Origin of the sequence: Salipiger abyssi (genome assembly GCF_001975705.1) — a bacterium.
Classification (GTDB): Bacteria; Pseudomonadota; Alphaproteobacteria; order Rhodobacterales; family Rhodobacteraceae; genus Salipiger; species Salipiger abyssi.
Window position 1 is genome coordinate 3,656,107 of sequence record NZ_CP015093.1, and the last position, 23,625, is coordinate 3,679,731.

Here is a 23,625-nt window from a genome sequence, read left to right on the forward strand (position 1 = left end):
CGCGCGACGGAGCGTTTTGACCCGTGCGCACCCTAACAACACAGACACACACGCCAATGGTGGAATTCCGGACGCGCCGCTTCGGGCCCGGACACGCGCAGACAGCATGTGCGGCCTTTATTGGGCCTCGAGGGCGGATACGGGATGTCGGACGCGCTGGCGCTGCGAGGGCTCAACGCCCCGGAAAAGAGACGGGGCGCCGCAGGTCCGAAACTGCGGCGCCCCGTGGGCTTTGGCCCGACCGCCGGGGCCGGGTCCATGATGAGCGGGCGCTTACACCTGCTCGACGGCGACGCCGTCCTGGACCTGGAAGGCCAGATAGCCCGCGAGCTCCTGCGCCTCGTCCTTCGGCGCCTCATAGGACCAGACGGCATTTTCGTAGCTGCGGCTCTTGGAGGCGATGTTGAAATAGGTGGCCTCGCCCATCCACTGGTTCACCGTGCGGTACTCGGTGGGCTCCAGAAAGGCCATGGCGATGTCGTCGCGCGGAAAATAGATGACGCCGGGCATATCGCCCTCGGTCAGCTCCAGTGCGTTGCTGCTTTCTCCCAGAACCGCGCCACCGGCACGGATAACCCAAGTGCCCGCCGCCGGGCGGATTGCGATATGTCTCAGCATCTGTTTCTCCCCGTATGATCGCGGATCATATACCAGCCGCTTTACGACACTCCTGTGTCAAAGCGGCGCGCAGGCCCTTTCGAGCCAATCCGCATCCTCTCCCTCCACCAGCGGGCCGATCCGCGCCAGCACCTGCGCGTGATAGCCGTCGAGCCAGTCGCGCTCGGGCCGTGACAGCTGATCGGTCACGATCAGCCGCCGGTCGATCGGCACCCATGTAAGGGTCTCGAACCGCAACATCTTCGGCACGACTTGCCCCGGAAGGGGCGGAGCTGGCTCGACCGCGATGAGGTTCTCGATCCGGATACCATAAGCGCCCTCGCGGTAAAAGCCCGGCTCGTTGGAAAGGATCATGCCCGGGGCAAAGGGCACGGTGCCGGTGCGGGCGATGCGCGCCGGCCCCTCATGCACGCTGAGATAGGCGCCGACGCCATGGCCGGTGCCGTGGCCGTAATCGAGCCCCGCCTCCCAGAGCGCGGCGCGCGCCAGCACGTCGATATCGCGCCCGGCGAGCCCCTCGGGAAAGCGCAGCCGCGAGAGCGCGATCATGCCCCTGAGCACGCGGGTGAAATTGGCGCGCTCCTCGTCGCCCACTTCGCCCACGGGAACGGTGCGGGTGATGTCGGTGGTGCCGTCGACATATTGCCCGCCGCTGTCGACCAGCAGAAGCTGCCCGGCCTCGACGGTCCGGTCGGTGTTTTCGGTCACGCGGTAATGCACGATGGCGCCGTTGGGGCCGGTGCCGGCGATGGTCTCGAAGGAGATGTCACGCAGCGCGTTGGTGGCGCGGCGGAAATTTTCCAGCGCGGTGACCACGCCGGTCTCGGTCAGGCTGCCCGGCGGCTGGCGGTCGAGCCAGGCGAGAAAGCGCACCATGGCGGCGCCGTCGCGCAGATGCGCGGCGCGGGTGCCGTCGAGCTCGGCGGCGTTCTTGCAGGCCTTGGGCAGAAGGCAGGGGTCGGGCGCCTCGGTGATCTCGCGGCCCTCCAGCGCGTCGGCCACCGCCACCGGGCAGCTTGCCGGGTCGATCTGCACCGGGCCCTCCAGCGCACCGAGCGCCTCCAGAAAGCGCGCGGGCGGGGCGATCTCGACCTCGGGGCCGAGATGATCGCCAAGCCCTTCGAGCTTGCGAGCGTCCATGAAGAGCGTGACGCGCCCGCCCGCATGAAGGATGGCAAAGCCATGCGGCACCGGGTTGCGCGGGATATCGGTGCCGCGGATATTGAGCAGCCAGGCGATGCTGTCGGGCAGGGTGATCACGCAGGCCGCAGCACTGCCGAGCCCTCTGGCCAGCCGCGCGATCTTGTCGCCATGCGCCTCGCCGGCGAGCTCCACCGGCTGGGCAAAGACCGCCCCCAGCGGCGGTGCCGGCTGATCGTGCCAGATCCGATCCACCAGATTGTCGACCCGGCGCAGCGCCACCTTGCCGAGCTTTTCCTCCAGCCCGCGCATCTGCGCCACCGGGAAGAGCCAGGGGTCGATGCCCACCGTGCCGCCCTCCGGCAGCTTGGCCACGATCCACTCCGCCAGCCCGGTTTCGGGCCAGTCCACCGGGGTGAACTCGCTCGCCACCTGCGCCTTGACCTGCACCCGGTAGCGCCCGTCGACAAAGACCCCGGCCTCGCCGGTCAGCGCCACGCAATAGCCCGCCGAGCCGGTGAAGCCGGTGAGCCAGGCCAGACGGTCGTCATGAGGGGCGACATATTCGCCCTGATGCGCATCGGCGCGCGGCACGATAAAGCCGTCGAGCCCCTCGCGTGTCAGCTCCTCGCGCAGCGCGGCGAGGCGGGGCGGGCCCTGTTCGGGGCGGGCGGTTTCCTGAAAGCTCTGGAACATGGCGATGCGCTCCTGTCTGCGGCGGCACGCCCGGCCGCGCGGTCGTGTTGGCGTATGTCCGAAAGAGAGGACGCATCGGGCGCGTCTTCTCTTGGCAAATAGGCAAAAAAATCCCCGGCCATCCGAGATGAGGGCCGGGGTGTCTTGGGGTCGGTCAGCTGGCGCGCTTGATGCCCATGAAACGCGCGCGTGCGCGCGGGTCGCTGTCGAAGAGCGCCGCGAGCTGTTCGGTCATGGCCCCCGCAAGCTGCTCGACATCGGTGATCGTCACCGCGCGGTCGTAGTAGCGGGTGACGTCATGGCCGATGCCGATGGCCAGCAGCTCGACCTGCTTCTTTCGCTCGACCATGGCGATCACGTCGCGCAGGTGCTTTTCGAGATAGTTCGCCGGGTTCACCGAGAGCGTGGAATCGTCCACCGGCGCGCCGTCGGAGATCACCATGAGGATCTTGCGCGCCTCGGGGCGGCCGGCCATGCGGCGATGCGCCCATTCCAGCGCCTCGCCGTCGATGTTTTCCTTCAGCAGACCCTCTTTCATCATCAGCCCGAGATTGTCGCGCACCCGGCGCCAGGGCGCATCGGCGCGCTTGTAGATGATGTGGCGCAGATCGTTGAGCCGGCCCGGCTGCTGCTCGCGGCCTTCGTTGAGCCATTTCTCGCGCGCCAGCCCGCCTTTCCACGCCCGGGTGGTGAAGCCGAGGATCTCGACCTTAACCGAGCAGCGCTCCAGCGTGCGCGCCAGCACGTCGGCGCAGATCGCCGCGATCGAGATCGGGCGGCCGCGCATGGAGCCGGAATTGTCCAGAAGCAGCGTCACCACCGTGTCGCGGAACTCGGTGTCCTTCTCGATCTTGAACGACAGCGGCGTGGTGGGGTTGGCCACCACTCGCGCCAGACGGCCCGCATCAAGGATGCCTTCCTCGCGGTCGAATTCCCAGCTGCGGTTCTGCTGCGCCTGAAGCCGGCGTTGCAGCTTGTTGGCAAGCCGCGAGACCGCGCCTTTCAGCGGGTCGAGCTGCTGGTCGAGATAGGCGCGCAGGCGCTCCAGCTCGGCGGGCTCGGCCAGCTCCTCGGCGGGGATTTCCTCGTCATGGGTGCTGTCATAGACCTTGTAGGCGGGATCGGCCTCGGAGACCGGCGCGGGGGTGGGCGGCTCCATCGGCGCCTCGCCCTCGGGCATCTCGGTTTCCTCACCGAGCTCCTGATCGGCCATGTCGTCGGCAGAGACCTGCGCCTGGCTGGCATCCTGCGTTTCGTCCTGGCTCTGCTCGGGCGAGGCTTCGGCCTCGTCCTGATCGTCCTGATCCTCGCCGGTGGAGTCGGGCTGTTCCTCTTCGCCGCTTTCGGGTTCGGCCTCGTCCTGGCTCTCGTCATCGAGCTGGTCCGGATCCTCGCCGAGCTGATCGCCATAGCCCAGATCGGTGATCATCTGGCGGGCGAATTTGGCAAAGGCGGCCTGATCGGCAAGCGTGTCTTCGAGCCCGTCCAGCGTGCCGCCGGCCTGCTCCTCGATGAAGCCGCGCCACAGGTCCATCACATGGCTGGCGTCCTTGGGCAGCTCGCGCCCGGTGGCGAGATGGCGGATGAGATAGCCCGCCGCCACCGGCAGCGGCGCCTCGGCGGCCTGGGTGATCTGGCCATAGCCGCGCCGCGCCGCCTCGTGGCCGATCTTGGCGTCGATATTGCCGGCGGTGCCAGGCATGTCGCGTGCGCCCATCGCCTCGCAGCGGGCGGTTTCCATCGCCTCGTAGAGCTCGCGCGCCATGTCGCCCGGCGGGGCGTAGCGGGCATGGGTGGCGCCGTCATGGTAGCGGCGGTGCAGCGCCAGCGCATCGGCGGTGCCGCGGGCCAGCAGCACCTCGTCGCGGGTCATCCGGCGGCTGACCTGCGGCAGTCGCATGATGTCGCCGGAGACGCCCGAGGGGTCCACGGTGTAATTGACCGAAAGCTCCGGGTCGTCGGCCATGACCTTGGTGGCCTCGGCCAGCGCCTTCTTGAAGGGATCTGCGGGGTTGTCGTCATTGCGCGCCATGGCCACAGGTTTCGCGCCCCGCGCGGCGATTGGCAAGGGGCAAAAATGCCTGCGTCAGCCCGGCAGCAGTGCGGCGCAGGCGGCACGGTGGCGGCTGGCCAGCAGGCGGGCACGGGCGGCGCGGCGCGGATCGGTGCCGAACTCCGCGTCATGCAGCAGGCGCGCCTGCGCCGCCTTGGCCGCGAGGCGGCGATGCAGCAGCGCACGCCCGTCGAGCCCGGCGGCGCGCGCATCCGGCAGGATCGCGGCAATCAGCGCCTCGAACCCGCTGCGCAGCGCCTGATCGCGGGCGCCGTCGCCGCGCTGCATCAGCCAGGTGAATTCCACGCCCGCCGAGAACCGACCGGCACAATCTGCAAAGAGCCGCGCGCGGTCTTGCACCCGCGCCGGCGCCTCGCCGGGAGGGGCGGCAGCAAGCGCCAGCATGGCGGCGCAGAGGATGCCCTGAACGATGCCCATGCCGCCGAGGCTGGCACGGAAAGCTTGCGAAAGGATGAGCGTGGCGGGCGGCTCAGGGGCGCGGCAGCAGGGCGTCGCAGCGGGTGGCGATGCGGGTGAAGAGATCGCTGCTCTGGGAATCGCCGTCGATCAGCCCGCGATAGAGCAGCCGGTAGCCGGCGACATGCGCCTCGGCCACGCCGGTCTCGCTCAGCGCCGCGAACTCCGCCACCAGCGCCAGCGCTTCGTCGGGTGCCACGCCAAGCCCCGGCATGGCGCGCTGCTCGGCGGCGACGCCACTCCAGAACGCGGCGCATTCGGCAGGGGTTTCGGAGAGGGCCGGGCTCGCCAGCCCTGAAAGAAGCAGGAACGCGGCGCACCGCGCGCTCACAGTGCCGCCTGACCGGTGGCAAGCCGCGCGAGCAGATCCACATGCACGTCGAGCGCGTCGATCACCCGGTAGCCGGGATCGCTGGCGCCGTCGAAGGCAAGGTTGAGATCGGTGCCGGCCAGAACCACCGCCTCGGCGCCCCGATCCTCGACCAGCGCGCGGCCCGCGTCATAAAACAGCGCGCGCAGCCTGGGCGTGCAGTGCCCGGCGACCGCCATGTCCTGATAGCTCTGGCCCAGCTCTTCGGTGCGCTCGTCGAGCGCCACGGCCTCGGTCTTTGCAAGCTGGCCGTAGAGCCGGGTGCGCATCACCACGCGGGTGCCGAGCAGGCCGACACGTTTCAGCCCCTCGGCGGCGAAATAGTCATCGAGGGGCGTCACCGCCGAGACCAGCGGCAGCGGCGACCGCGCCGCCGTCTCGTCATAGCAGAAATGCCCGCCGAGCGAGGTGATCGCGGCGCAGTCGCAGCCGGCGGCCTTCAGGCGGTCGAGCAGGCCGAGATAGATCTCGGCCTGCTCTTCGCGATTGTCTGCGAGATTGTTGCGGATCAGCTCATGCACATCCGCATGCACGATGGTCAGCTCCAGCCTGCCGCCAAGCCGCTCCACGGCGGCGGTCAGGCGCTGGTAATAGACCACGGTCGCGGCCACGCCGATGCCGCCGATCAGCCCGATATGCAGCGGCGCGGGCATCGCGGATCAGACGAGGCTCAGGCTCGCCGCGCTTTCCGGCAGCTCTTCGTCAAAGCAGCGCTGATAGAACTCGGCCACGGTCTGGCGCTCGAGCTCGTCGCATTTGTTGAGGAAGGAGACGCGGAAGGCGTAGCCGACATTGCGGAAGATCTCGGAATTGGTCGCCCAGGCGATCACCGTCCGCGGCGACATCACCGTCGAGAGCTCGCCGTTCATGAAGGCGCGGCGGGTGAAATCGGCCACGGTGACCATCTGGCGGATGGTCTTGCGGCCTTTCTCGTTGTTGTAATGCGGCGCCTTGGACAGCACGATATTCACCTCGGCGTCGATGCTGAGATAGTTCAGCGTCGCCACCAGCGACCAGCGGTCCATCTGACCCTGGTTGATCTGCTGGGTGCCGTGATAGAGGCCCGTCGTGTCACCGAGGCCGACGGTGTTGGCGGTGGCGAAGATGCGGAAATACTTGTGCGGCGTCAGCACCTGGTTCTGATCGAGCAGGGTGAGCTTGCCGTCGGTTTCCAGCACCCGCTGGATCACGAACATCACGTCGGCGCGGCCGGCATCGTATTCGTCGAAGACGATGGCGGTGGGGTTGCGCAGCGCCCAGGGCAGGATGCCTTCCTGGAACTGGGTGGTCTGCTTGCCGTCCACCAGCTTGATCGCGTCCTTGCCGATCAGGTCGATCCGGGAGATGTGGCTGTCGAGGTTGACCCGCACGCAGGGCCAGTTGAGCCGCGCGGCGACCTGTTCGATATGGGTGGATTTCCCGGTGCCGTGATAGCCCTGGATCATCACCCGGCGGTTGTTGCGAAAGCCCGCGAGGATGGCCAGCGTGGTGTCGGGGTCGAACTTGTAGGTGCTGTCGAGATCCGGCACCCGGTCGGTGCGGTCGGGAAAGCCATGTACGACCATGTCGGTGTCGATGCCGAAGACTTCGCGGACCGCGATCTCTTCGGTCGGTTTCGCATTGACGTCGATCTCGCTGCTCATGGCGTGCCTCTGTACGGTCGTGAACTCTGTTGGCCCCCGTGGTGCCCGATATCTTCGGGAAGGGCAAGAGCACGGGCGGGCTGCGGATAGGGTTTGCCCCCGCTGCGCTGCCGCGATAGGCTGACGCGACGAAACGACCCTGTTCAGGCGCCGCATCCCGTGACCACCCCGCAAGCCGAGATCGAAGATCTGATCGCCCGCATCGCCATGGGCGACCGCGCCGCTTTTCGGCTGCTCTATGATCGGACGGCGGCGAAACTCTTTGGCGTCTGCCTGCGTGTCTTGGATGACAGGGCGCTGGCGGAGGAGGCGCTTCAGGACGTTTACTGCAAGATCTGGGCACGCGCCGGGCAGTACCGGGTGAACGGGTTTTCGCCGATGACCTGGCTGATCACGCTGGCGCGCAACGCCGCCGTCGACCGGCGCCGCCGGCGCGATGCCGGGGCAGGGCGGGTGACCGACCCGATCGACGCGGCGGATCTGATCGCCGATCCGGCGCCGGGCCCGGCACAGCATGCCGAGGCGCGCGGCGAAGCGCAGGCGCTGGCCGCCTGCATGTCCGAGCTGCCGCCGGAACGCGCCGAGATGGTGCGCCGCGCCTATCTCGACGGCGACACCTATGCCGAGCTTGCCACCGCCACCGGCGTCAAGCTGAACACCGTGAGAACCTGGCTGCGCCGCAGCCTGATGCAGTTGAGGGAGTGCCTGAGCCGATGAGCGGGCGAGAGGAAACAGATCTTCCGGGCGGCTGGGAAGCCGCGGCGGCGGAGTATGTCCTCGGGCTGCTGTCGGAGGACGAGGCCGCCGCCTTCGAGGCGCGGCTGGCACAGGACCGCGATCTGCGTCAGGACGTGGAGGCGTGGGAGGAATATTTCGCCACGCTCACCGATCCGATTGCCGAGGTCGCGCCGCCGCCGCAGGTGCTGCGACGCACCGAGGCAGAGCTCTTCGGACGCCGGTCGCAGCCGGCCTGGCGGCAGTTGCTGCCCTATCTGCTGGGCGCGGTCACCGCGGCGGCGATTGCCTGGGCGGTGAGCTTCAGCGGGCTGCTCGATACGCGCGACGCGCCGCATCTCTATGCGGATCTCGAAACGCCCTCGCGCGGGCTGGTGATGCTGGCGCATTATGCGCCCGACAGCGGCACGTTCATGGTGCGGCGCGATGCGGGCGCCTATCCGGAGGACCGCTCGCTGGAGATCTGGCTGATCGCGGATGAGGACAGCGCGCCGATGTCGCTGGGGCTGGTCGATCGCGAGGGGCTGACCGAGATCCCGGTGCCGCGCGCCATCGCCCGTCAGATCCCGGGCGCGGCGGTGGCGATCTCCGAAGAGCCCGAGGGCGGTTCGCCCACCGGTCAGCCGACCGGGCCGGTGTTGGCGCTCGGGCAGATGGCGCCGCGCGGATAAGCGGATTTTGGGTGCGTGAGCGGTGGGCAGATTGCCCACCCTATGGTGAGCCGCGCCATCGCCGGCCCGTGGGTTGGCGATATGCCTTGCGAACCTCTCGATTTATCTCGGCCAAATCCGAAAGACCTCGACACGTTGCTCTAACCTCACCAAATCGCCAGCCCGGGGCGCGGGCCGGCGATGGCGCGGCGGCCTTCGGCCTTGTCCCGCACCCGGGGCAACGTTCTGGTGTACGGTGGGCAATCTGCCCACCGCTCGCGGCATCCCTTACCGCCCGCGAATCCGCGGATCGAGCGCGTCGCGCAGCCCGTCGCCGAGATAGTTCACTCCCAGCACCGTCAGCGAGATCGCGATCCCCGGCAGCATGACGCGCTCGGGGAAATCCTCCATCCGCGCCACCGCGTCGGCCAGCATCTTGCCCCAGGTCGGGAAATCCGACGGGAACCCCACGCCGAGAAAGCTCAGCGCCGACTCGGTGATGATCGCCGTCGCCAGACCCAGCGTCGCCGAGACCATGATCGGCGACAGCACATTGGGCAGCAGATGCCGCCTGATGATCTGGAAGGGCCGCGTGCCGATGGACCGCGCCGCCAGCACGAATTCGCGCTCCTTGATCGCGAGGATGTCGCCGCGCACGATCCGCGCCGTGGGCATCCAGGAGGTGATCCCCACCACCGTAACGATGAGGATGAACATGCCGCCCTCGGGGCCGAAATTGGCGCGCAGCGGCTGGCGGAACAGCGTCACCGCCACCAGCAGCAGCGGCAGGATCGGCAGCGACAGGAACAGGTCGGTGAGCCGCATCAGCGGTCCGTCGAGCTTTTTGAAGAACCCTGCCATCACCCCCATGCCGGTGCCGATGATCAGCGACAGCAGCATCGCCGCCCAGCCCACCGCCATCGAGGCGCGGCCGCCGGCGATGAGCTGCGCGAGGTTGTCGCGGCCGAGCTGGTCGGAGCCCAGCGGGTGGTTCCAGCCGGTCTTGGCGGTGGAATCCCACAGCGCCGTATAGATCGGCCGCATGTCCTTGGAGCGGATGTCCAGCGCCTGCGGATCCAGCGTCCAGATATACGGCCCGAACAGCACGCCGAGCGTGATGAAGATCAGGAAGAACGCGCCCAGCATGGCGCCCTTGTGCTTGCGGAACTGCTCCCAGACGTCGCGCCATTTCGAACGCGGCGGCGCCTGCGGGCCCTTGTCCTTGAGCGCTTCGATGGGGGCGGGCGAGGAGGGGACGGGCTCAGTCATAGCGGATCCTCGGGTCGAGAAGGCCGTAGAGGATATCGGCGATCAGGTTGAAGAGCACGATCAGGAAGGCGAAGATGAAGGTCAGCGTCATCACCATCGGCAGATCGTTGGCAAAGAGCGCGGTGATCAGAAGCTGGCCGATGCCGTTCACCTTGAACACGTTCTCGGTGATGATGGCGCCGCCGAAAATGGCCGGCACGCCGAGCGCGATCACGGTGACCACCGGGATCATCGAGTTGCGCAGCACATGCACCATGACCACCACCGCCTCCGAGAGGCCCTTGGCCCGGGCGGTGCGCACGTAATCCTGGTTGAGATTGTCGAGCATCGAGGCGCGCATATAACGGCTGAGCTGCGCGGTGGTTTGCAGCGCCAGCACCATCACCGGCATGATCATCTGGCTCAGCTGATATTTGAAGCTCTCCCAGTCATTGACCACATGGGTGGTGTCGTAGATCGACGGGAACCAGCCCAGATAGACCGAAAAGATCACGATGAGCAGCGGCCCGGTAAAGAAGGGCGGGATCGAAAAGCCCACCATGGTGATGAAGGTGCCCGCCTGATCGAAGACGGAATACTGCCGGTAGGCGGAATAGATGCCGATGGGCAGCGCGATCAGCACGCCGACGATATAGGACATGCCGACGACCCAGAGCGTCTGCGGAATGCGTTGCAGCACGATATCCATCACCGGCGAGCGGGTCTGCCAGGAGATCACCCGCAGCTCGTCCTGATAGAGCGCGGTATCGGGCAGCCAGCCCAGGAGGAAGCTGTCGCGGGTCAGCCAGTCGATGAAGATCTTGGGCTCGGTCCAGAACACCTGAACCAGCCATTTCCAGTATTGTACCAGCGGCGGCTCGCCGAGGCCGAGCGCCTGGCGCATCTTCTCCTTCACCTCCGGCGGCACGGTGAGCGGCACCTGCGCCATGGGATCGCCGGGGGCGAGCTGGAGGAGCATGAAGATCACGAAACTGATGAACAGAAGCGTCGGGATCGACAGGACCAGTCGTCGGGTTGCATAGGTCAGCATGCGGCGCCTCGGGTCATGAGTTCAGCTATCCTCCGGTTGGGGACTGGCGGGGGACGGGGCGGCAAAGCGGCCGCCCCGTTTTCGTCAGAGGTGTCAGGTGGCGATCAGCCGTCGATGCGGTACCAGTCGGCGGCGTTCCAGAGCTCGGAGTCCCAGGTGTTCAGGACCACGCCGCCCAGCGTGTTGGAATGCGCCGAGACGCGGCCACGGTCGACCAGCGGCACGATTGTCATCGTCTCCTTGGTCAGCATCTCGTTGAGCTTCTTGGCGATCTCGCCGCGCTTTTCCAGCTCGCCGGTCTTGGCCAGCTCGTCGAGCAGCGCGTCGTATTCCGGGTCGCAGAAACGGTTGATGTTCTCGCCCTGCCACTGGCTCGACGGCTTCGGCTCGTTGCCGCAGCGATACATCGACAGATACGATTGCGGGTCGGTGCCGTCGAAGTTGTTGGCGTACATTTCCACGTCCGCATAGAACTTCTGGAACGTGTCGGGCGAGCCCGGGTCGCCGCCGAAGAACACCGAGCTGTCGACATTGCGCAGTTCGGTTTCGACGCCGATCTGACTCCACCAGTCCTTGATCAGGGCCTGGAAGTCCTGGCGCACGGCGTTGGTCGAGGTCTGATAGAGCAGCGACAGTTCCATGCCGTCCTTCTCGCGCACGCCGTCGCCGTCGGTGTCGGTCCAGCCGGACTCTTCCAGCAGCGCCTTGGCGCCTTCGAGATCCTGCGTCAGGCATTCCTCGTTGGGCGAGGCGTAGAGCTCCGGCGCGGGGACGAGGTTACAGGTCGGACGACCGGCCTGGCCATAGCCGATCTCGGTCAGAAGGCCGCGGTCGATGGCCATGGAGAGCGCCTTGCGCACGTTGAAATCCGACAGGATCGGGTGCGGATGCGCAACGGTGGAGCGCTCGCCCTCGGGCAGATCGGGCGAGGGATCGGTGAGGTTCATCTCGATCCGTTCCACCAGAGTACCGAAGGCCGAGACCGGCGTGCCGGTGCCGCCCTCGGACATCGAGGCGAGCACATCGGGGGCCAGCTGGAGGTTCCAGGCGTAATCGAACTCGCCGGTCTGAAGCACCGCGCGCGCCGCCGATTCCGCATCGCCGCCGCCTTTCAGCGTGGCGGTGGCAAAGGCGGGCTTCGCCGGATCACGGTAATTGGGGTTTGCCGAGAGCGAAATCACGTCGTTCGGCTTGAACTCGTCGACCACGAAGGGGCCGGTGCCGATCGGATAGAAATTCGCGTCGGTGCAGGACGAGGCATTGGCGCCGAGGCACTCCTCGAACTGCGCTTTCTGAAGGATCGGCGACTGGCCGCCCATGAAGGGGCCGTAGGGGTTCGGCATCGGCTTGTCGAAATTCACCACGACGGTCAGATCGTCCGGGGTTTCGATGCTTTCGACGCCGGTGAACTTGGCGAGCTGTGCGCAGCCGCCTTCGGGATGCATGCAGTATTCGCCGGTGAACTTCACATCCGCCGAGGTGACGGGGCTGCCGTCGGACCAGACGAGCCCGTCCTTCAGCGTCCAGGTGATCGAGGTCAGATCCTCGGACACGCCGCCGTTTTCGACGGTGGGGATCTCGGTGGCGAGATAGGGCACAAGCGCGCCGGTCTCGGTGTAACGGCCCAGCGGTTCCAACACCAGCGAGGCGGCCTCGATGTCCTTCGTCCCGCCCGAAAGATAGGGGGTCATGATGGACGGCGCCTGCCAGTAGATGATGTTCACATGCCCGTCCTCGCCGCGCTCGGCAAAGGCGGCGGGGGCCAGCGCAGATGTGGCGACCGCCCCGAGCAAGAGGGTCTTGAGCGTCATGAGTCTCTCCTTGTTGGGCTGCCGGCCACGGGGACCGGCTTTTGGTTTTTATGGAGGGGAATCACCCGAGCCCCGGCCGCGTTTCACAAGCGTCCTGAGCGCCGCGACGATCCCCGTCGTGCCAATCATCGAAACAGAACCCGTCAAAATTGCAAGCGCTGCCTTGGCGGAAACCATCGCGGGGGTTTGACAGTTTGACGGGCCTGCCCGTAGCGTTTGCATTCATACATCTTCAGGAGTGCGCGCATGCTCGACAACCCCATCGCCCGGATCGACCGCCTTCGGGTCGAGTTCGAAACAAAGGACGGCACCGTCGCGGGCGTCGAGGATGTGAGCTTTGACGTCAATGCGGGCGAGACCGTCTGCATCGTCGGCGAATCGGGATCGGGCAAATCGGTCTCGTCGCTGTCGCTGATGCGGCTCATCGAGTTCGGCGGCGGCGAGATCGCCAATGGCCGCCTGCTTTTTGATCGCAAAGAGGGCGGAGAGCTGGATCTCGCCACCGCCGATCAGGATCTGATGCGCACGATCCGCGGCAATGAAATCGGCATGATCTTTCAGGAGCCGATGACCGCGCTGAACCCGGTCTTCACCGTGGGCCGGCAGCTCACCGAAGGGCTGCGCGTGCATCGCGGCATGACCCGTGAGCAGGCCGAGGCGCGGGCGCTCGAACTCTTGCAGCAGGTGCGAATCCCCGAGCCCGAGCGGCGGCTGAAGCAATATCCGCACGAGCTCTCGGGCGGCATGCGCCAGCGCGTGGTGATTGCCATGGCGCTGGCCTGCAAGCCGCGCCTGCTGATCGCCGACGAGCCGACCACGGCGCTCGACGTGACGATCCAGGCAGAGATTCTGGCACTGATGGACCGGCTGAAGCGCGAGACCGGCACGGCGGTGATGTTCATCACCCATGACATGGCGGTGGTGGCGCAGATGGCCGACCGCGTGGTCGTCATGTTCCGCGGCAACAAGGTCGAGGAGGGCACCGCCGAGGAGATCTTCGAGCATCCGCAGCACCCCTATACCAAGGCGCTGCTGGCGGCCGTGCCCAAGCTCGGCGAGATGAAAGGCAAGGCGCTGCCCGAGCCGATGCGGCTGCTGGGCCGCGAGCAGGACGAGGTGAAGCCGATCCCCGGCACCGATAAGCCGCTGCTGACGGTCGAGGGGCTGACCACGCGCTTTCCGGTCAAGGGCGGGTTCTTTCGCCGCACCATCGCCAATGTGCATGCGGTCGAGGATCTGAACTTCGTGCTCAACAAGGGCCAGACCCTGAGCCTCGTGGGGGAATCGGGCTGCGGCAAGTCGACGGCGGGCCGCTCGATCCTGCGGCTGGTGGAGCCGATGCGCGGGCGCGTCGATCTCGATGGCACCGATATCATGGGGCTGGGGCCCAACATGCTGCGCGACGAGCGGCGGCAGATGCAGATGATCTTTCAGGACCCCTTTGCCTCGCTGAACCCGCAAATGAACCTCGCCGATCAGGTGGCCGAGCCGATGCGCAATTACGGCACACATTCGGGATCGGAGATGATGGACCGGGTGGCGATGCTCTTCGACCGGGTGGAGCTGCCGCGCAGCTTTATGCGGCGTTTCCCGCACGAGCTGTCTGGCGGGCAGCGGCAACGGATCGCCATCGCCCGGGCGCTGGCGCTGAACCCAAAGCTGATCGTCTCGGACGAGGCGGTCTCGGCGCTGGACGTGTCGGTGCAGGCACAGGTGCTGAACCTGATGATGGAATTGCAGGCGGAGATGGGGCTCTCCTATCTCTTCATCAGCCACGACATGGCGGTGGTCGAACGGGTGAGCCACAAGGTGGGGGTGATGTATCTCGGGCGCATCGTCGAGATCGGCCCTCGCGCGGCGGTGTTCGAGAATCCGCAGCACCCCTATACCCAGGCGCTGATGAAGGCGGTGCCGATTGCCGACCCGCATATGCGGAAATCCGAAAAGGATCTGAATTTCAAACCGATTCCCTCTCCGATTCACCCGGTGGGATATGAGCCCGAGCCCAATGTCTATGACGAGGTGTCGCCCGGGCATTTCGTTCTGACTTCGGATAGCGGCTATTAAGCGGGCAGGCGCGGGGGCTCCGCCCCCGCGACCCCCGTTACGGTCGCGCTCGTTGACCGGGGCATCACCTGTGAAAAGGGGGGCGTTGCCCCTCGCGCGACGGGGCGCGCTCCCCCGAGTATTTGCGGAAAGATGAAACTGTCTTTTGACGGAAATTTGGGCGCGGCATGCGGTCGGGTGCCGGCTTTGCGCGCGGCGGGCTTGCGGGCCACTGCGGGCGGGCTTAGGTCATTGGTGAACGAACGAAGGACCCCAAAATGCCGACCCGCCTGTCCCCGCGCGAGATCCTCGCGCATCTGGTGAGCTTTCCCACCGTCAGCCGCGACACCAACCTGCCGCTGATCGACTGGGTGGAGGGCTATCTGGGCGGCCACGGCATCGACAGCCACCGCCACTACAAGGAGGCCGAGCCCGATCTCAAGGCGGCGCTCTTTGCTCATGTGGGGCCGGAGGAGGAAGGTGGCGTGGTGCTCTCTGGGCACACGGATGTGGTGCCGGTCGACGGGCAGGAATGGACCTCCGATCCCTGGGCACTGACCGAGCGCGACGGCCGGCTCTACGGTCGCGGTTCCACCGATATGAAGGGCTTTGACGCGCTGGCGATCTGGGCGCTGGTCGAGGCGAAGCATCGCGGCGTGACGCGGCCCCTGCAACTGGCGCTGACCTATGACGAAGAGATCGGCTGCACCGGCGCCGCCGATCTGGTGGCGGCGATGCAGGGGGTGGTGCCCAAGGCGGCCTCGGCGATCATCGGTGAGCCGACGATGATCAAGGCGGTGACTGGTCACAAGGGCGGGGTGAATTTCTGGATCCATGTGCACGGGGTCGAGGTGCACAGCTCGATCCTGCATACCGGCGTCTCGGCGATCATGTGGGGCGCGAAGCTCATCGAATGGGCCAATGCGCAGAACGCCGCCAATGCCGCCGCCACACCCGGCGAGATCGCGGCGCTTTTCGATCCGCCCTATACCAATGTGCATGTGGGCCAGATCCATGGCGGCACCGCGCACAACATCACCGCCAAGGATTGCGCGTTCGGCATGAGCTTTCGTGTCATCCCCGGCGAGGATCCGGAAGACTGGGCGCGGCGCCTGATGGAGGCGGTGACCGCGCTGGAGGCGGAGATGAAAGCGGTGCATCCCGATGCCTGGATCGAGGTCACGCGGATGTTCGATCTGCCGCCGCTGAGGCCCACCGAGGGCAACAGCGCCGAAGAGCTGGTGCGTCAGGTGACCGGCGACAACGGTGTGATGCAGGTGAGCTACGGCACCGAGGCCAGCCATTTTCAGGCCGGTGGCTATGACGCGGTGGTCTGCGGACCGAGCGACATCACCATCGCCCACAAGCCCGACGAATATATCGAAATCTCGCAGCTCGACGCCGGGCAGCGCTTTATGGACGGTCTGCTGGAGCGGTTGCGATGATCTTTCCGTTCCGCGACGAGGGGCCCGTCGAGCACGATGGCCCGCTGCCCGAGGCATGCGATCTCGCGGTGATCGGCGGCGGGGTGATCGGCGTCTCGACGGCGCTTTACGCGGCGCGGGCGGGGCTGAACGTGGTGCTGCTGGAAAAGGGTCGGGTGGCCGCCGAGCAGAGCTCGCGCAACTGGGGCTGGATCCGCGTGCAGGGCCGCGACATGGCCGAGATCCCGATTGCGCTCGAGGCGCAGGATCTCTGGCCGCAGCTCGACGCGGAGTGCGGCGGGCGGCTCGGCGTGACGCAGGTGGGCGTGAGCTATCTCGCCCGCAGCGACAAGGAGATGGCGGGCTTTGCCGGCTGGCTGGAAGAGGCCAGACCGCTCGGCGTGTCCTCGCATCTGCTGGATGCCGATGAGACCAAAACGCTGCTCGGCGCCGGGGACAGCCCCTGGGTCGGCGCGCTGCATACGCCCACCGATATGAAGGGCGAGCCCTGGGTGGCGGTGCCGGAGCTGGCGCGGCTCGCAGTCTCCGAGGGCGCCACGATCCGGGAGCGCTGCGCCGTGCGCGGGCTCGACATGCAGGGCGGAAAGGTCGCCGGGGTCGTCACCGAGAAGGGCCGCATCGCCTGCACGCAGGTGGTTCTGGCGGGTGGGGCGTGGTCCTCGCTCTTCCTGCGCCGGCACGGGGTGCGCATCCCGCAACTCTCGGTGCGCTCCACCGCGATGGCGACGGAGCGGCTGCCGCAGGGGGTGAACACCGCGGCGGTCGACGATGCGCTGGCCTTTCGTCCACGCGATGACGGTGGCTACACGCTGGCGCCGGCAGGGTTTGCCGAGCTCTTCATCGGGCCGGATGCGTTTCGCGGGCTCAAGACCTATCTGCCGCTGGCGTTCACGGGCGATTTCGACGTGCATCTGCGCGCGCCGGCGCCGGCAGGCTATCCGGATGCCTGGGGCACGCCGCGCCGCTGGGGTGACGGTGACGAGACGCCTTTCGAGCGCATGCGCATTCTCTCGCCCGAGCCCAACGCCGCCAAGGTCGCCGAGATGCGCCGGCGGTTCGGGCAGCATTTCCCGCAGATGGGCGAGGTGCCCCTGCAGGCCGCCTGGGCCGGGATGATCGACGTGATGCCCGATGTGGTGCCGGTGGTCGACCGGGTGCCGGAGCTGCCGGGGCTGATCGCGGTCACCGGCATGTGCGGCCACGGTTTCGGCATCGGTCCCGCCTTCGGACGCATCGCCGCCGATATGGCGCAGGGGCGCGATCCCGGCCACGATCTGAGCCGCTTCCGCATCACTCGCTTTTCCGACGGCTCGAAACTGATCCCCGGACCCAATATCTGACATTCAGTCCGGCCGCGCTTGCCGCCCGCACCGGGCGGTGGCAGGCTTTTCACAAGATACGAGAACAGGAGCCACCGACATGCCCGTCAAGAACCGTTTCGCCGAGTTGCAGGACGAAATCACCGCCTGGCGACGCGATTTCCACGAAAACCCCGAGATCCTCTTCGACACCCACCGTACCGCCGGCATCGTCGCTGAAAAGCTGCGCGACTTCGGCTGCGACGAGGTGACCGAGGGCATCGGACGCACCGGTGTGGTCGGTGTGATCAAGGGCAAGGCCAATGGTTCGGGCAAGGTGATCGGGCTGCGCGCCGATATGGACGCGCTGCCGATCCACGAGGCGACGGGGCTCGACTATGCCTCCAAGACGCCCGGCGCCATGCATGCCTGCGGCCATGACGGCCACACCGCCATGCTGCTGGGGGCGGCGAAATACCTCTCCGAGACGCGCAATTTCGACGGCACCGTGGTGGTGATCTTCCAGCCCGCCGAAGAGGGCGGCGCCGGCGGGCGCTTCATGTGCGAGGATGGGCTGATGGAGCGCTGGGGCATCCAGGAGGTCTATGGCATGCACAACTGGCCCGGCGTGCCCACCGGGCAGTTCGCCATCCGGCCCGGCGCCTTCTTTGCCGCCACCGACCAGTTCGAGATCACTGTGCATGGCAAGGGCGGCCACGCCGCCAAGCCGCATCAGGCCACCGACCCGCTGGTCGCGTCCGCGCATGTGGTGACCGCGCTGCAAAGCATCGTCAGCCGCAATTCCGACCCCGACGATCAGATGGTGATCTCTGTCACCTCGATCGAGAGCTCGTCGAAGGCCTTCAACGTGATCCCCGCCGCCGTCACAATGCGCGGCACCATGCGCACCATGTCGAAGACGAACCGCGACCTCGGCGAGGAGCGGATCAAGGCGCTGGCCGCCGCCACTGCGCAGGCGCTCGGCTGCGAGGCCGAAATCAAATGGATTCCGGGCTATCCGGCGATGGTCAACAGCGAGGCGCAGACCGAGTTCGCCGCCGATGTGGCCGAGGCCATTGCCGGCGCCTGCGAGCGCGATGCGCCGATCACCATGGGCGGCGAGGATTTCGCCTATATGCTGGAGGAACGCCCCGGCGCCTATATCCTCGTGGGCAACGGCCCCTCTGCCGATGTTCACAACCCCGAGTATAACTTCAACGACGAGGCGATTCCCGCAGGCTGTTCGTGGTGGGCCGAGGTCGTGGAGCGGCGCATGCCTGCCTGAAGCCTGTGCAGATGACGCTCGCTCACGAAAAGGTCAAAAAGATTCTGTAGGTTACATTTTTATTCTCACATTCAGATGTGTACCATCCTAGGGACCGGCGCGGCGTCACACCCGCGCCGGTTCTGTGTTCAACCCATGTAAAACAGGGATCTCATCCGACATGCGCAAGGTTCTCCTCTCAGCTTTGATCGCTGCCGTTCCCGCCACGATGGCACTGGCGCAAACCGCCGAAAACGAAACCGTCAAGGCGCGCCGCGCCTTCTACACCATGCTTGGCTTTGAAATGGGCGGTCTTGCCGCCATGGCGCAGGGCAAGGTCGATTACGACGCCGAGGCCGCACAGGCGCATGCCGCCGACATGGTCACGCTGACCGGGCTTCACACGGCGGATTTCTATGCGCCGGGCACGTCGAAAGACGATCTGCCGGGCGAGACACGGGCGCTGCCGGTGATCTGGGAAGACATGGGCGCGTTCCAGGAAAAGGGTCAGGCCTTTGGTGCCGCCCTGGCAGAGCTCAACACCGCCGCCGGTGAAGGGCTCGACGCGCTGCGCCCCGCCGTGGGCAAGCTCGGCGGCGCCTGCAAGGCCTGCCATGACGATTTCCGTGCCGCGGATTTCTGAGCCGTGAGCATCGCGGAAAACACCGGCCGGGGGGCAGCGCCCTCCGGTTCCGGAGACCGGCTCTGGGATCCGGTCGTGCGCGTCCTGCACTGGGCGCTGGTGATCGCCTTTGCCGCCGCCTGGGGGCTGGGCAAGTTCGGGCCGTCGCAGATGACGCTGCATTTCTATGCCGGCTACACCGTCGCCGGGATCGTGCTGCTGCGCGTGGTCTGGGGCTTTGTCGGGCCGCGCACCGCGCGGTTTGCGAGCTTTGTGAAGGGGCCGCGCGCGGTGCTGGCTTATGCCCGCCAGATGCCCGCGCGCAAGCCGTCCAATAGCTGGGGGCACAACCCGGTGGGCGCGCTCTTTGTCGTGGGCGTGCTGCTGGTGCTGGCCTTGCAGGTGCTCTCGGGGCTGCTGGCCGATCCGGAGGATTACGTCAATGTCGGGCCGCTGGCGCAATATGTCTCGGCGGATATCACCCGCAAGGCGCTGGCGCTGCACGAACCGCTCTCGACACTGCTGCTGATCATGGTGATCGGCCATATCGCCGCCATCGGCTTTTACCGCCGCTGGAAAGGCGAAGACCTGATCACGCCCATGATCACCGGTCGCAAGAAAGGGTAAGGCGGGGTTTCCCGCCGCCCGTTTTGCCGCTCAGCCCTCGGATTTCGCCTTGGCCTTGCGCGGCTTGGGAGATTTTTTCTCGACGGTTTTCGCCTTTGCCTTGGGCTTTTCGGTCGCCGCCTTCGCCTTGGCGTCGGCCTTCTTCGCCGCCGGCTTGCGCTTGGGTTTCGGCGCGGCGTCGCTCAGGCTGGCGCTGGCCTCGGCCCAGTGCAGGGCCTGCTTGCCCTCCGGGCAGCCTTCGTTGAGCCACAGGAAATAGGCCGCTTCGGCGATCTGGGCCTCGGTGGGGGCGGCAGTGCTCATCCGCATCTTCCTCATCTTTAAAGTGAGTCGTAAGCCCGGCGCAAAACCGGAGAGTGTCAGTGTGCCACAGCCGTGTCGCGGGGCAATGACGCGGCGGCATCCTTGCTGCGCCGCGTGACGATTTGCCCAACGGGATGGCACAGCCCGGCGCTTTGGGCTAAAGCCCGGGCAAAGCCGTTCGGAGACTGAGGCGTGACGCAAAGAGCCAATATCATCTGCATCAAATGGGGCACGGCCTTTGGCCCGGAATATGTCAACCGCCTCTATTCCGGGGTGCGGCGGCACATGTCGCGCCCGATCCGGTTCTTCTGCATGACCGAACAGGCCGAGGGTCTGCACCCGGATGTGGAGATCCTGCCGCTGCCGGTCGAGCCCTTTGCCGAGCCCATGGCCGCCGCGCTCGCCGTGGCGAACCGGCAGGGGGCGATGCGCAAGGTGTCGCTCTTCCGGCCCGGTCTGGTGCCGGATCTGGAGGGGCCGTTCCTCGGCTTCGATCTGGATGTGGTGATCACCGGATCGCTGGACGAGATCCACGATCTGGCGCCCGGCACCGTGGCGATGCGCCACGACTGGACGGAAAAGCGCAAGGGCCGGCCCACCGGTCACGGCTCGGTCTTCCGCTTCGATCCGGCGCAGCACGGGTTTCTCTACGACGATCTGGCGGCCAATGCCTATGCAGAGGTGGAAAAGGCGCGCGGCTCCGAGCAGCGCTATACCAGCCACAAGGCGATGGATCGCGGCGTTTTCACCTATATCCCCGAGCCCTGGGTGGTGTCGTTCAAGTATGACTGCAACCCGTTCCCGGGCAACTGGCTGCACGCGCCGCGCCTGCCGGGCGATGCTCGCGTCGTCTGCTTCCACGGGCATCCGAAAATGACCGAGGCGCTCGACGGCTACAATGGCAGCGTCATACGCCATTCCAAGCCCTGCGACTGGCTGCGCGAGCACTGGATAGAGCGGGCGGTCGCCGATCTCGGCACGGACTGGGCCTGAGCGGGCTTCGAAGGCTTGCCCCGCCCCGCGCGGGCAGGGTAAGAGCGTGGCCACGAAAGAAGTCTGAGGGAAGGGCAGTGCGCATGCGTCGCGTCGTTGTTACCGGGCTGGGGCTGGTCACACCCCTGGCAGACGGTGTGGAAAAGAGCTGGGAACGGATCCTTGACGGGCAGTCGGGCGCCGGCCCGATCACCGGGTTCGATCCCGAGGGGCTGGTCACGACCTATGCCTGCGAAGTGCCGCTTGGCGACGGGTCGGACGGCACCTTCAATGCCGACACCTACATGGAGCCGAAAGAGCAGCGCAAGGTCGACACCTTCATCCTCTTCGGCATGGCCGCCGCCGATCAGGCGGTGAAGGATTCGGGCTGGATGCCCACCGACAAGGAAGAGCTCGAACGCACCGGCGTTCTGATCGGCTCCGGCATCGGCGGGCTGAATTCCATCGCCAACACCGCCGTGATGATGGAGGCCAAGGGCCCGCGCCGCGTGTCGCCCTTCTTTGTGCCCGGTGCGCTGATCAACCTGATCTCCGGTCAGGTCTCGATCCGCTACGGCTTCAAGGGGCCGAACCATTCGGTGGTGACCGCCTGTTCCACCGGCGCCCATGCCATCGGCGACGCGATGCGGCTGATCAAATACGGCGATGCCGACGTGATGGTCGCGGGCGGCGCCGAGGCGGCGATCTGCAAGATCGGCATCGCCGGCTTCAACGCCTGCAAGGCGCTCTCGACCAAGCGCGCCGACGATCCGCAAAAGGCCAGCCGGCCCTATGACGCCGACCGCGACGGCTTCGTGATGGGCGAGGGCGCGGGCATCGTCGTGCTGGAGGAATACGAGCACGCCAAGGCGCGCGGCGCCAAGATCTATGCCGAAGTGCTGGGCTATGGCCTCTCGGGCGACGCCTACCACATCACCGCGCCCTCCGAGGATGGCGAGGGTGGCGAGCGCTCCATGCGCGCGGCGCTGAAGTCGGCCGGCCTGAGCCCGGAAGACATCGACTATATCAACGCGCACGGCACCTCGACCATGGCCGACACGATCGAGCTGGGCGCCGTCGAGCGGCTGCTGGGCGATCACGCGGCCAATGTCACCATGTCCTCGACCAAATCCGCCACCGGCCACCTTCTGGGGGCGGCGGGCGCGATCGAGGCGATCTTCTCGATCCTGGCGATCCGCGATCAGGTCGCGCCGCCGACGATCAACCTCGACAACCCGGCGGTGGAAACCCCCATCGACCTGGCGCCCAACGCCAAGCGCGAACGCAAGATCACCCATGCGCTGTCGAACTCCTTCGGCTTCGGCGGGACCAATGCCAGCGTGATCTTCGGAAAGGCCGAATAAATGTGGCGAAGCGTCGCCTCCAACGCGCTGACCTTTCTGGTGGTGCTGGTCTTCCTGTTCGGCGGTGTGCTGATCTGGGCGCAGAACGAGTATTCGGCGGAAGGCCCGCTGGATGCGCCGATCTGCCTTCAGGTCAATCGCGGCAGCAACTTCACCCGCGTCTCCGAGGATCTGGAGGGGCAGGGCGCGATCTCGTCGGGAACGATCTTTCGCCTCGGCGCGGATTACGCCGACAAGACCAGCGATCTCAAGGCCGGCTCCTATCTGGTGCCCGAGCGCGCCTCGATGTCGGAGATCACCGAGATCGTCACCCGGGGCGGCGCCTCGACCTGCGGTACCGAGGTGGTCTACCGCATCGGTGTGACCCGCGCCGAGGTGCAGGTGCGCGAGCTCGACCCGTCCGTCGGGCGCTATGAGGAGGTGCTGGAATTCGATCCCGGCGCGGAGGAGATCCCGGCGGCCTATGAGGATTTCAAATCCGCCGTCGGCACCCGCTTCCGCATCGCGCTGGCCGAAGGCGTGACGAGCTGGCAGGTGGTCGAAGAGCTAAAGCAGGTCGATGTGCTGGAGGGCGAGGTGGCAGAGCTGCCTGCCGAGGGCTCGCTGGCGCCCGACAGCTACGAGGTGGTCGTGGGCGACGACCGCGCCGGGTTGATCGAGCGCATGCAGAACGCGCAGGAGGTCATCCTCGCCGAAGCCTGGGCCAACCGTGCCGAGGGGCTGCCCTACGCGACGCCGGAGGAGGCGCTGACCATGGCCTCCATCGTCGAGAAGGAGACCGGCGGCGCCGAGGAACGCCCGCTGGTGGCCAGCGTCTTCGTCAACCGGCTGGAGCGTGGCATGCGGCTGCAAACCGACCCGACGGTGATCTACGGCATCACCCAGGGAGAGGGGCCGCTGGGGCGCGGTCTGCGCCAGTCGGAGCTGCGCCGCGAGACGCCCTACAACACCTATGTGATCGCCGGCCTGCCGCCGACGCCCATCGCCAACCCGGGCCGCGCCAGTATCGAGGCGGCGCTGAATCCGGCGGAGTCCGACTACATCTACTTCGTCGCCAAGACGCTCGATCCGGCGGACGGGCACAATTTCGCGGAAACGCTCGACGCGCATAACCGCAATGTCGCCGCCTATCGCCGGCTCGAGGCGGAGCAGGCGAACCAGTAAGGCATCTGCCTGCATTCAGGGCAGCTCA

General features: G+C 66.7%; 22 protein-coding genes. 11 read left to right on the forward strand and 11 right to left on the reverse strand.

Annotated elements, in window-relative coordinates; genetic code table 11:
• Positions 1-273: 273 nt before the first annotated feature.
• The 7 genes from Ga0080574_RS21380 to cobS form a co-directional block, all read right to left on the reverse strand.
• Positions 274-618, reverse strand: coding sequence for a DUF427 domain-containing protein (locus tag Ga0080574_RS21380; protein WP_076704261.1), 345 nt, complete (start codon positions 616-618; stop codon positions 274-276).
• 57 nt (positions 619-675) lie between these two features.
• Positions 676-2,454, reverse strand: coding sequence for an aminopeptidase P family protein (locus Ga0080574_RS21385; RefSeq protein WP_076704264.1), 1,779 nt, complete (start codon positions 2,452-2,454; stop codon positions 676-678).
• 154 nt (positions 2,455-2,608) lie between these two features.
• A complete protein-coding gene (gene cobT / locus Ga0080574_RS21390; protein WP_076704267.1) occupies positions 2,609-4,486 on the reverse strand; it encodes a cobaltochelatase subunit CobT in 1,878 nt (625 codons plus the stop codon).
• A gap of 54 nt (positions 4,487-4,540) precedes the next feature.
• Positions 4,541-4,945 carry a hypothetical protein gene (locus Ga0080574_RS21395; RefSeq protein WP_076704270.1) on the reverse strand — a complete coding sequence of 135 codons (405 nt, stop codon included), beginning with the start codon at positions 4,943-4,945 and terminating at the stop codon, positions 4,541-4,543.
• 52 nt (positions 4,946-4,997) lie between these two features.
• Positions 4,998-5,315, reverse strand: a complete 318-nt coding sequence (locus tag Ga0080574_RS21400; RefSeq protein ID WP_076704273.1) for a hypothetical protein — start codon at positions 5,313-5,315, stop codon at positions 4,998-5,000.
• Positions 5,312-6,007 carry an aspartate/glutamate racemase family protein gene (locus Ga0080574_RS21405; protein WP_237219303.1) on the reverse strand — a complete coding sequence of 232 codons (696 nt, stop codon included), beginning with the start codon at positions 6,005-6,007 and terminating at the stop codon, positions 5,312-5,314. Before Ga0080574_RS21405 ends, Ga0080574_RS21400 begins: the two co-directional genes overlap by 4 nt.
• Before the next feature lie 6 nt (positions 6,008-6,013).
• Positions 6,014-6,997, reverse strand: coding sequence for a cobaltochelatase subunit CobS (cobS, locus tag Ga0080574_RS21410; RefSeq protein ID WP_076704276.1), 984 nt, complete (start codon positions 6,995-6,997; stop codon positions 6,014-6,016).
• Positions 6,998-7,156: 159 nt separating this feature from the next.
• On the opposite strand from cobS, the gene Ga0080574_RS21415 reads away from it, so the two are divergent.
• Together Ga0080574_RS21415 and Ga0080574_RS21420 are read left to right on the forward strand one after the other, a co-directional pair.
• Positions 7,157-7,714: a sigma-70 family RNA polymerase sigma factor gene (locus Ga0080574_RS21415; protein ID WP_076704279.1), complete on the forward strand. Its 558-nt coding sequence runs from the start codon at positions 7,157-7,159 to the stop codon at positions 7,712-7,714.
• On the forward strand, positions 7,711-8,403 hold the full coding sequence (locus Ga0080574_RS21420; RefSeq protein ID WP_076704282.1) for an anti-sigma factor: 693 nt from the start codon (positions 7,711-7,713) through the stop codon (positions 8,401-8,403). Before Ga0080574_RS21415 ends, Ga0080574_RS21420 begins: the two co-directional genes overlap by 4 nt.
• 267 nt (positions 8,404-8,670) lie before the next feature.
• Here the strand turns inward: Ga0080574_RS21420 and Ga0080574_RS21425 are convergent, their stop codons facing one another.
• From Ga0080574_RS21425 to Ga0080574_RS21435, 3 genes are all read right to left on the reverse strand, one after another.
• Complete coding sequence (locus tag Ga0080574_RS21425; RefSeq protein WP_076704285.1) at positions 8,671-9,651, reverse strand: ABC transporter permease; 981 nt, start codon at positions 9,649-9,651, stop codon at positions 8,671-8,673.
• Positions 9,644-10,681 (reverse strand): ABC transporter permease, encoded by a 1,038-nt coding sequence (locus Ga0080574_RS21430; protein WP_076704288.1) that lies wholly within the window; start codon positions 10,679-10,681, stop codon positions 9,644-9,646. Before Ga0080574_RS21430 ends, Ga0080574_RS21425 begins: the two co-directional genes overlap by 8 nt.
• 104 nt (positions 10,682-10,785) lie before the next feature.
• On the reverse strand, positions 10,786-12,492 hold the full coding sequence (locus Ga0080574_RS21435; RefSeq protein ID WP_076704291.1) for a peptide ABC transporter substrate-binding protein: 1,707 nt from the start codon (positions 12,490-12,492) through the stop codon (positions 10,786-10,788).
• Between the two features lie 246 nt (positions 12,493-12,738).
• Here Ga0080574_RS21435 and Ga0080574_RS21440 point away from each other — a divergent pair, with 246 nt between their 5' ends.
• From Ga0080574_RS21440 to Ga0080574_RS21465, 6 genes are all read left to right on the forward strand, one after another.
• Positions 12,739-14,559, forward strand: coding sequence for an ABC transporter ATP-binding protein (locus Ga0080574_RS21440; RefSeq protein WP_076704294.1), 1,821 nt, complete (start codon positions 12,739-12,741; stop codon positions 14,557-14,559).
• Between the two features lie 257 nt (positions 14,560-14,816).
• A complete protein-coding gene (gene argE / locus Ga0080574_RS21445) occupies positions 14,817-15,983 on the forward strand; it encodes an acetylornithine deacetylase (RefSeq protein WP_076704297.1) in 1,167 nt (388 codons plus the stop codon).
• Entirely contained in the window at positions 15,980-17,323 is a 1,344-nt protein-coding gene (locus tag Ga0080574_RS21450; protein WP_076704300.1) for an NAD(P)/FAD-dependent oxidoreductase, read from the forward strand. The genes argE and Ga0080574_RS21450 overlap by 4 nt, the downstream gene beginning before the upstream one ends.
• 79 nt (positions 17,324-17,402) lie before the next feature.
• A complete protein-coding gene (locus Ga0080574_RS21455) occupies positions 17,403-18,566 on the forward strand; it encodes a M20 aminoacylase family protein (protein WP_076704309.1) in 1,164 nt (387 codons plus the stop codon).
• A 160-nt stretch (positions 18,567-18,726) separates the two neighbouring features.
• Positions 18,727-19,188: a c-type cytochrome gene (locus tag Ga0080574_RS21460; RefSeq protein ID WP_076704312.1), complete on the forward strand. Its 462-nt coding sequence runs from the start codon at positions 18,727-18,729 to the stop codon at positions 19,186-19,188.
• Positions 19,189-19,197: 9 nt separating this feature from the next.
• Positions 19,198-19,794 (forward strand): cytochrome b/b6 domain-containing protein, encoded by a 597-nt coding sequence (locus Ga0080574_RS21465; RefSeq protein WP_156876469.1) that lies wholly within the window; start codon positions 19,198-19,200, stop codon positions 19,792-19,794.
• A gap of 30 nt (positions 19,795-19,824) precedes the next feature.
• Here the strand turns inward: Ga0080574_RS21465 and Ga0080574_RS21470 are convergent, their stop codons facing one another.
• A complete protein-coding gene (locus Ga0080574_RS21470; protein ID WP_198039754.1) occupies positions 19,825-20,097 on the reverse strand; it encodes a DUF2934 domain-containing protein in 273 nt (90 codons plus the stop codon).
• Positions 20,098-20,289: 192 nt separating this feature from the next.
• Here Ga0080574_RS21470 and Ga0080574_RS21475 point away from each other — a divergent pair, with 192 nt between their 5' ends.
• The 3 genes from Ga0080574_RS21475 (at position 20,290) to mltG (ending at position 23,597) form a co-directional block, all read left to right on the forward strand.
• The gene (locus Ga0080574_RS21475; RefSeq protein WP_076704331.1) at positions 20,290-21,090 is read left to right on the forward strand and encodes a glycosyl transferase; all 801 of its coding nucleotides are present in this window, start codon (positions 20,290-20,292) and stop codon (positions 21,088-21,090) included.
• 83 nt (positions 21,091-21,173) lie between these two features.
• Positions 21,174-22,433, forward strand: coding sequence for a beta-ketoacyl-ACP synthase II (gene fabF / locus Ga0080574_RS21480; RefSeq protein WP_076704334.1), 1,260 nt, complete (start codon positions 21,174-21,176; stop codon positions 22,431-22,433).
• Positions 22,434-23,597, forward strand: coding sequence for an endolytic transglycosylase MltG (mltG, locus tag Ga0080574_RS21485; RefSeq protein WP_076704337.1), 1,164 nt, complete (start codon positions 22,434-22,436; stop codon positions 23,595-23,597).
• The last annotated feature ends 28 nt before the right edge of the window (positions 23,598-23,625 follow it).

Bases quoted from the DNA above. Each gene is read 5' to 3' on its own strand.
- Ga0080574_RS21430 (WP_076704288.1), bottom strand. From the start codon at position 10,681: ATGCTGACCTATGCAACCCGACGACTGGTCCTGTCGATCCCGACGCTT.
- argE (WP_076704297.1), top strand. From the start codon at position 14,817: ATGCCGACCCGCCTGTCCCCGCGCGAGATCCTCGCGCATCTGGTGAGC.
- Ga0080574_RS21420 (WP_076704282.1), top strand. From the start codon at position 7,711: ATGAGCGGGCGAGAGGAAACAGATCTTCCGGGCGGCTGGGAAGCCGCG.
- Ga0080574_RS21470 (WP_198039754.1), bottom strand. From the start codon at position 20,097: ATGAGCACTGCCGCCCCCACCGAGGCCCAGATCGCCGAAGCGGCCTAT.
- mltG (WP_076704337.1), top strand. From the start codon at position 22,434: ATGTGGCGAAGCGTCGCCTCCAACGCGCTGACCTTTCTGGTGGTGCTG.
- Ga0080574_RS21385 (WP_076704264.1), bottom strand. From the start codon at position 2,454: ATGTTCCAGAGCTTTCAGGAAACCGCCCGCCCCGAACAGGGCCCGCCC.
- cobT (WP_076704267.1), bottom strand. From the start codon at position 4,486: ATGGCGCGCAATGACGACAACCCCGCAGATCCCTTCAAGAAGGCGCTG.
- Ga0080574_RS21425 (WP_076704285.1), bottom strand. From the start codon at position 9,651: ATGACTGAGCCCGTCCCCTCCTCGCCCGCCCCCATCGAAGCGCTCAAG.
- Ga0080574_RS21435 (WP_076704291.1), bottom strand. From the start codon at position 12,492: ATGACGCTCAAGACCCTCTTGCTCGGGGCGGTCGCCACATCTGCGCTG.
- cobS (WP_076704276.1), bottom strand. From the start codon at position 6,997: ATGAGCAGCGAGATCGACGTCAATGCGAAACCGACCGAAGAGATCGCG.
- Ga0080574_RS21450 (WP_076704300.1), top strand. From the start codon at position 15,980: ATGATCTTTCCGTTCCGCGACGAGGGGCCCGTCGAGCACGATGGCCCG.
- Ga0080574_RS21455 (WP_076704309.1), top strand. From the start codon at position 17,403: ATGCCCGTCAAGAACCGTTTCGCCGAGTTGCAGGACGAAATCACCGCC.
- fabF (WP_076704334.1), top strand. From the start codon at position 21,174: ATGCGTCGCGTCGTTGTTACCGGGCTGGGGCTGGTCACACCCCTGGCA.
- Ga0080574_RS21380 (WP_076704261.1), bottom strand. From the start codon at position 618: ATGCTGAGACATATCGCAATCCGCCCGGCGGCGGGCACTTGGGTTATC.
- Ga0080574_RS21395 (WP_076704270.1), bottom strand. From the start codon at position 4,945: ATGGGCATCGTTCAGGGCATCCTCTGCGCCGCCATGCTGGCGCTTGCT.
- Ga0080574_RS21440 (WP_076704294.1), top strand. From the start codon at position 12,739: ATGCTCGACAACCCCATCGCCCGGATCGACCGCCTTCGGGTCGAGTTC.
- Ga0080574_RS21460 (WP_076704312.1), top strand. From the start codon at position 18,727: ATGCGCAAGGTTCTCCTCTCAGCTTTGATCGCTGCCGTTCCCGCCACG.
- Ga0080574_RS21405 (WP_237219303.1), bottom strand. From the start codon at position 6,007: ATGCCCGCGCCGCTGCATATCGGGCTGATCGGCGGCATCGGCGTGGCC.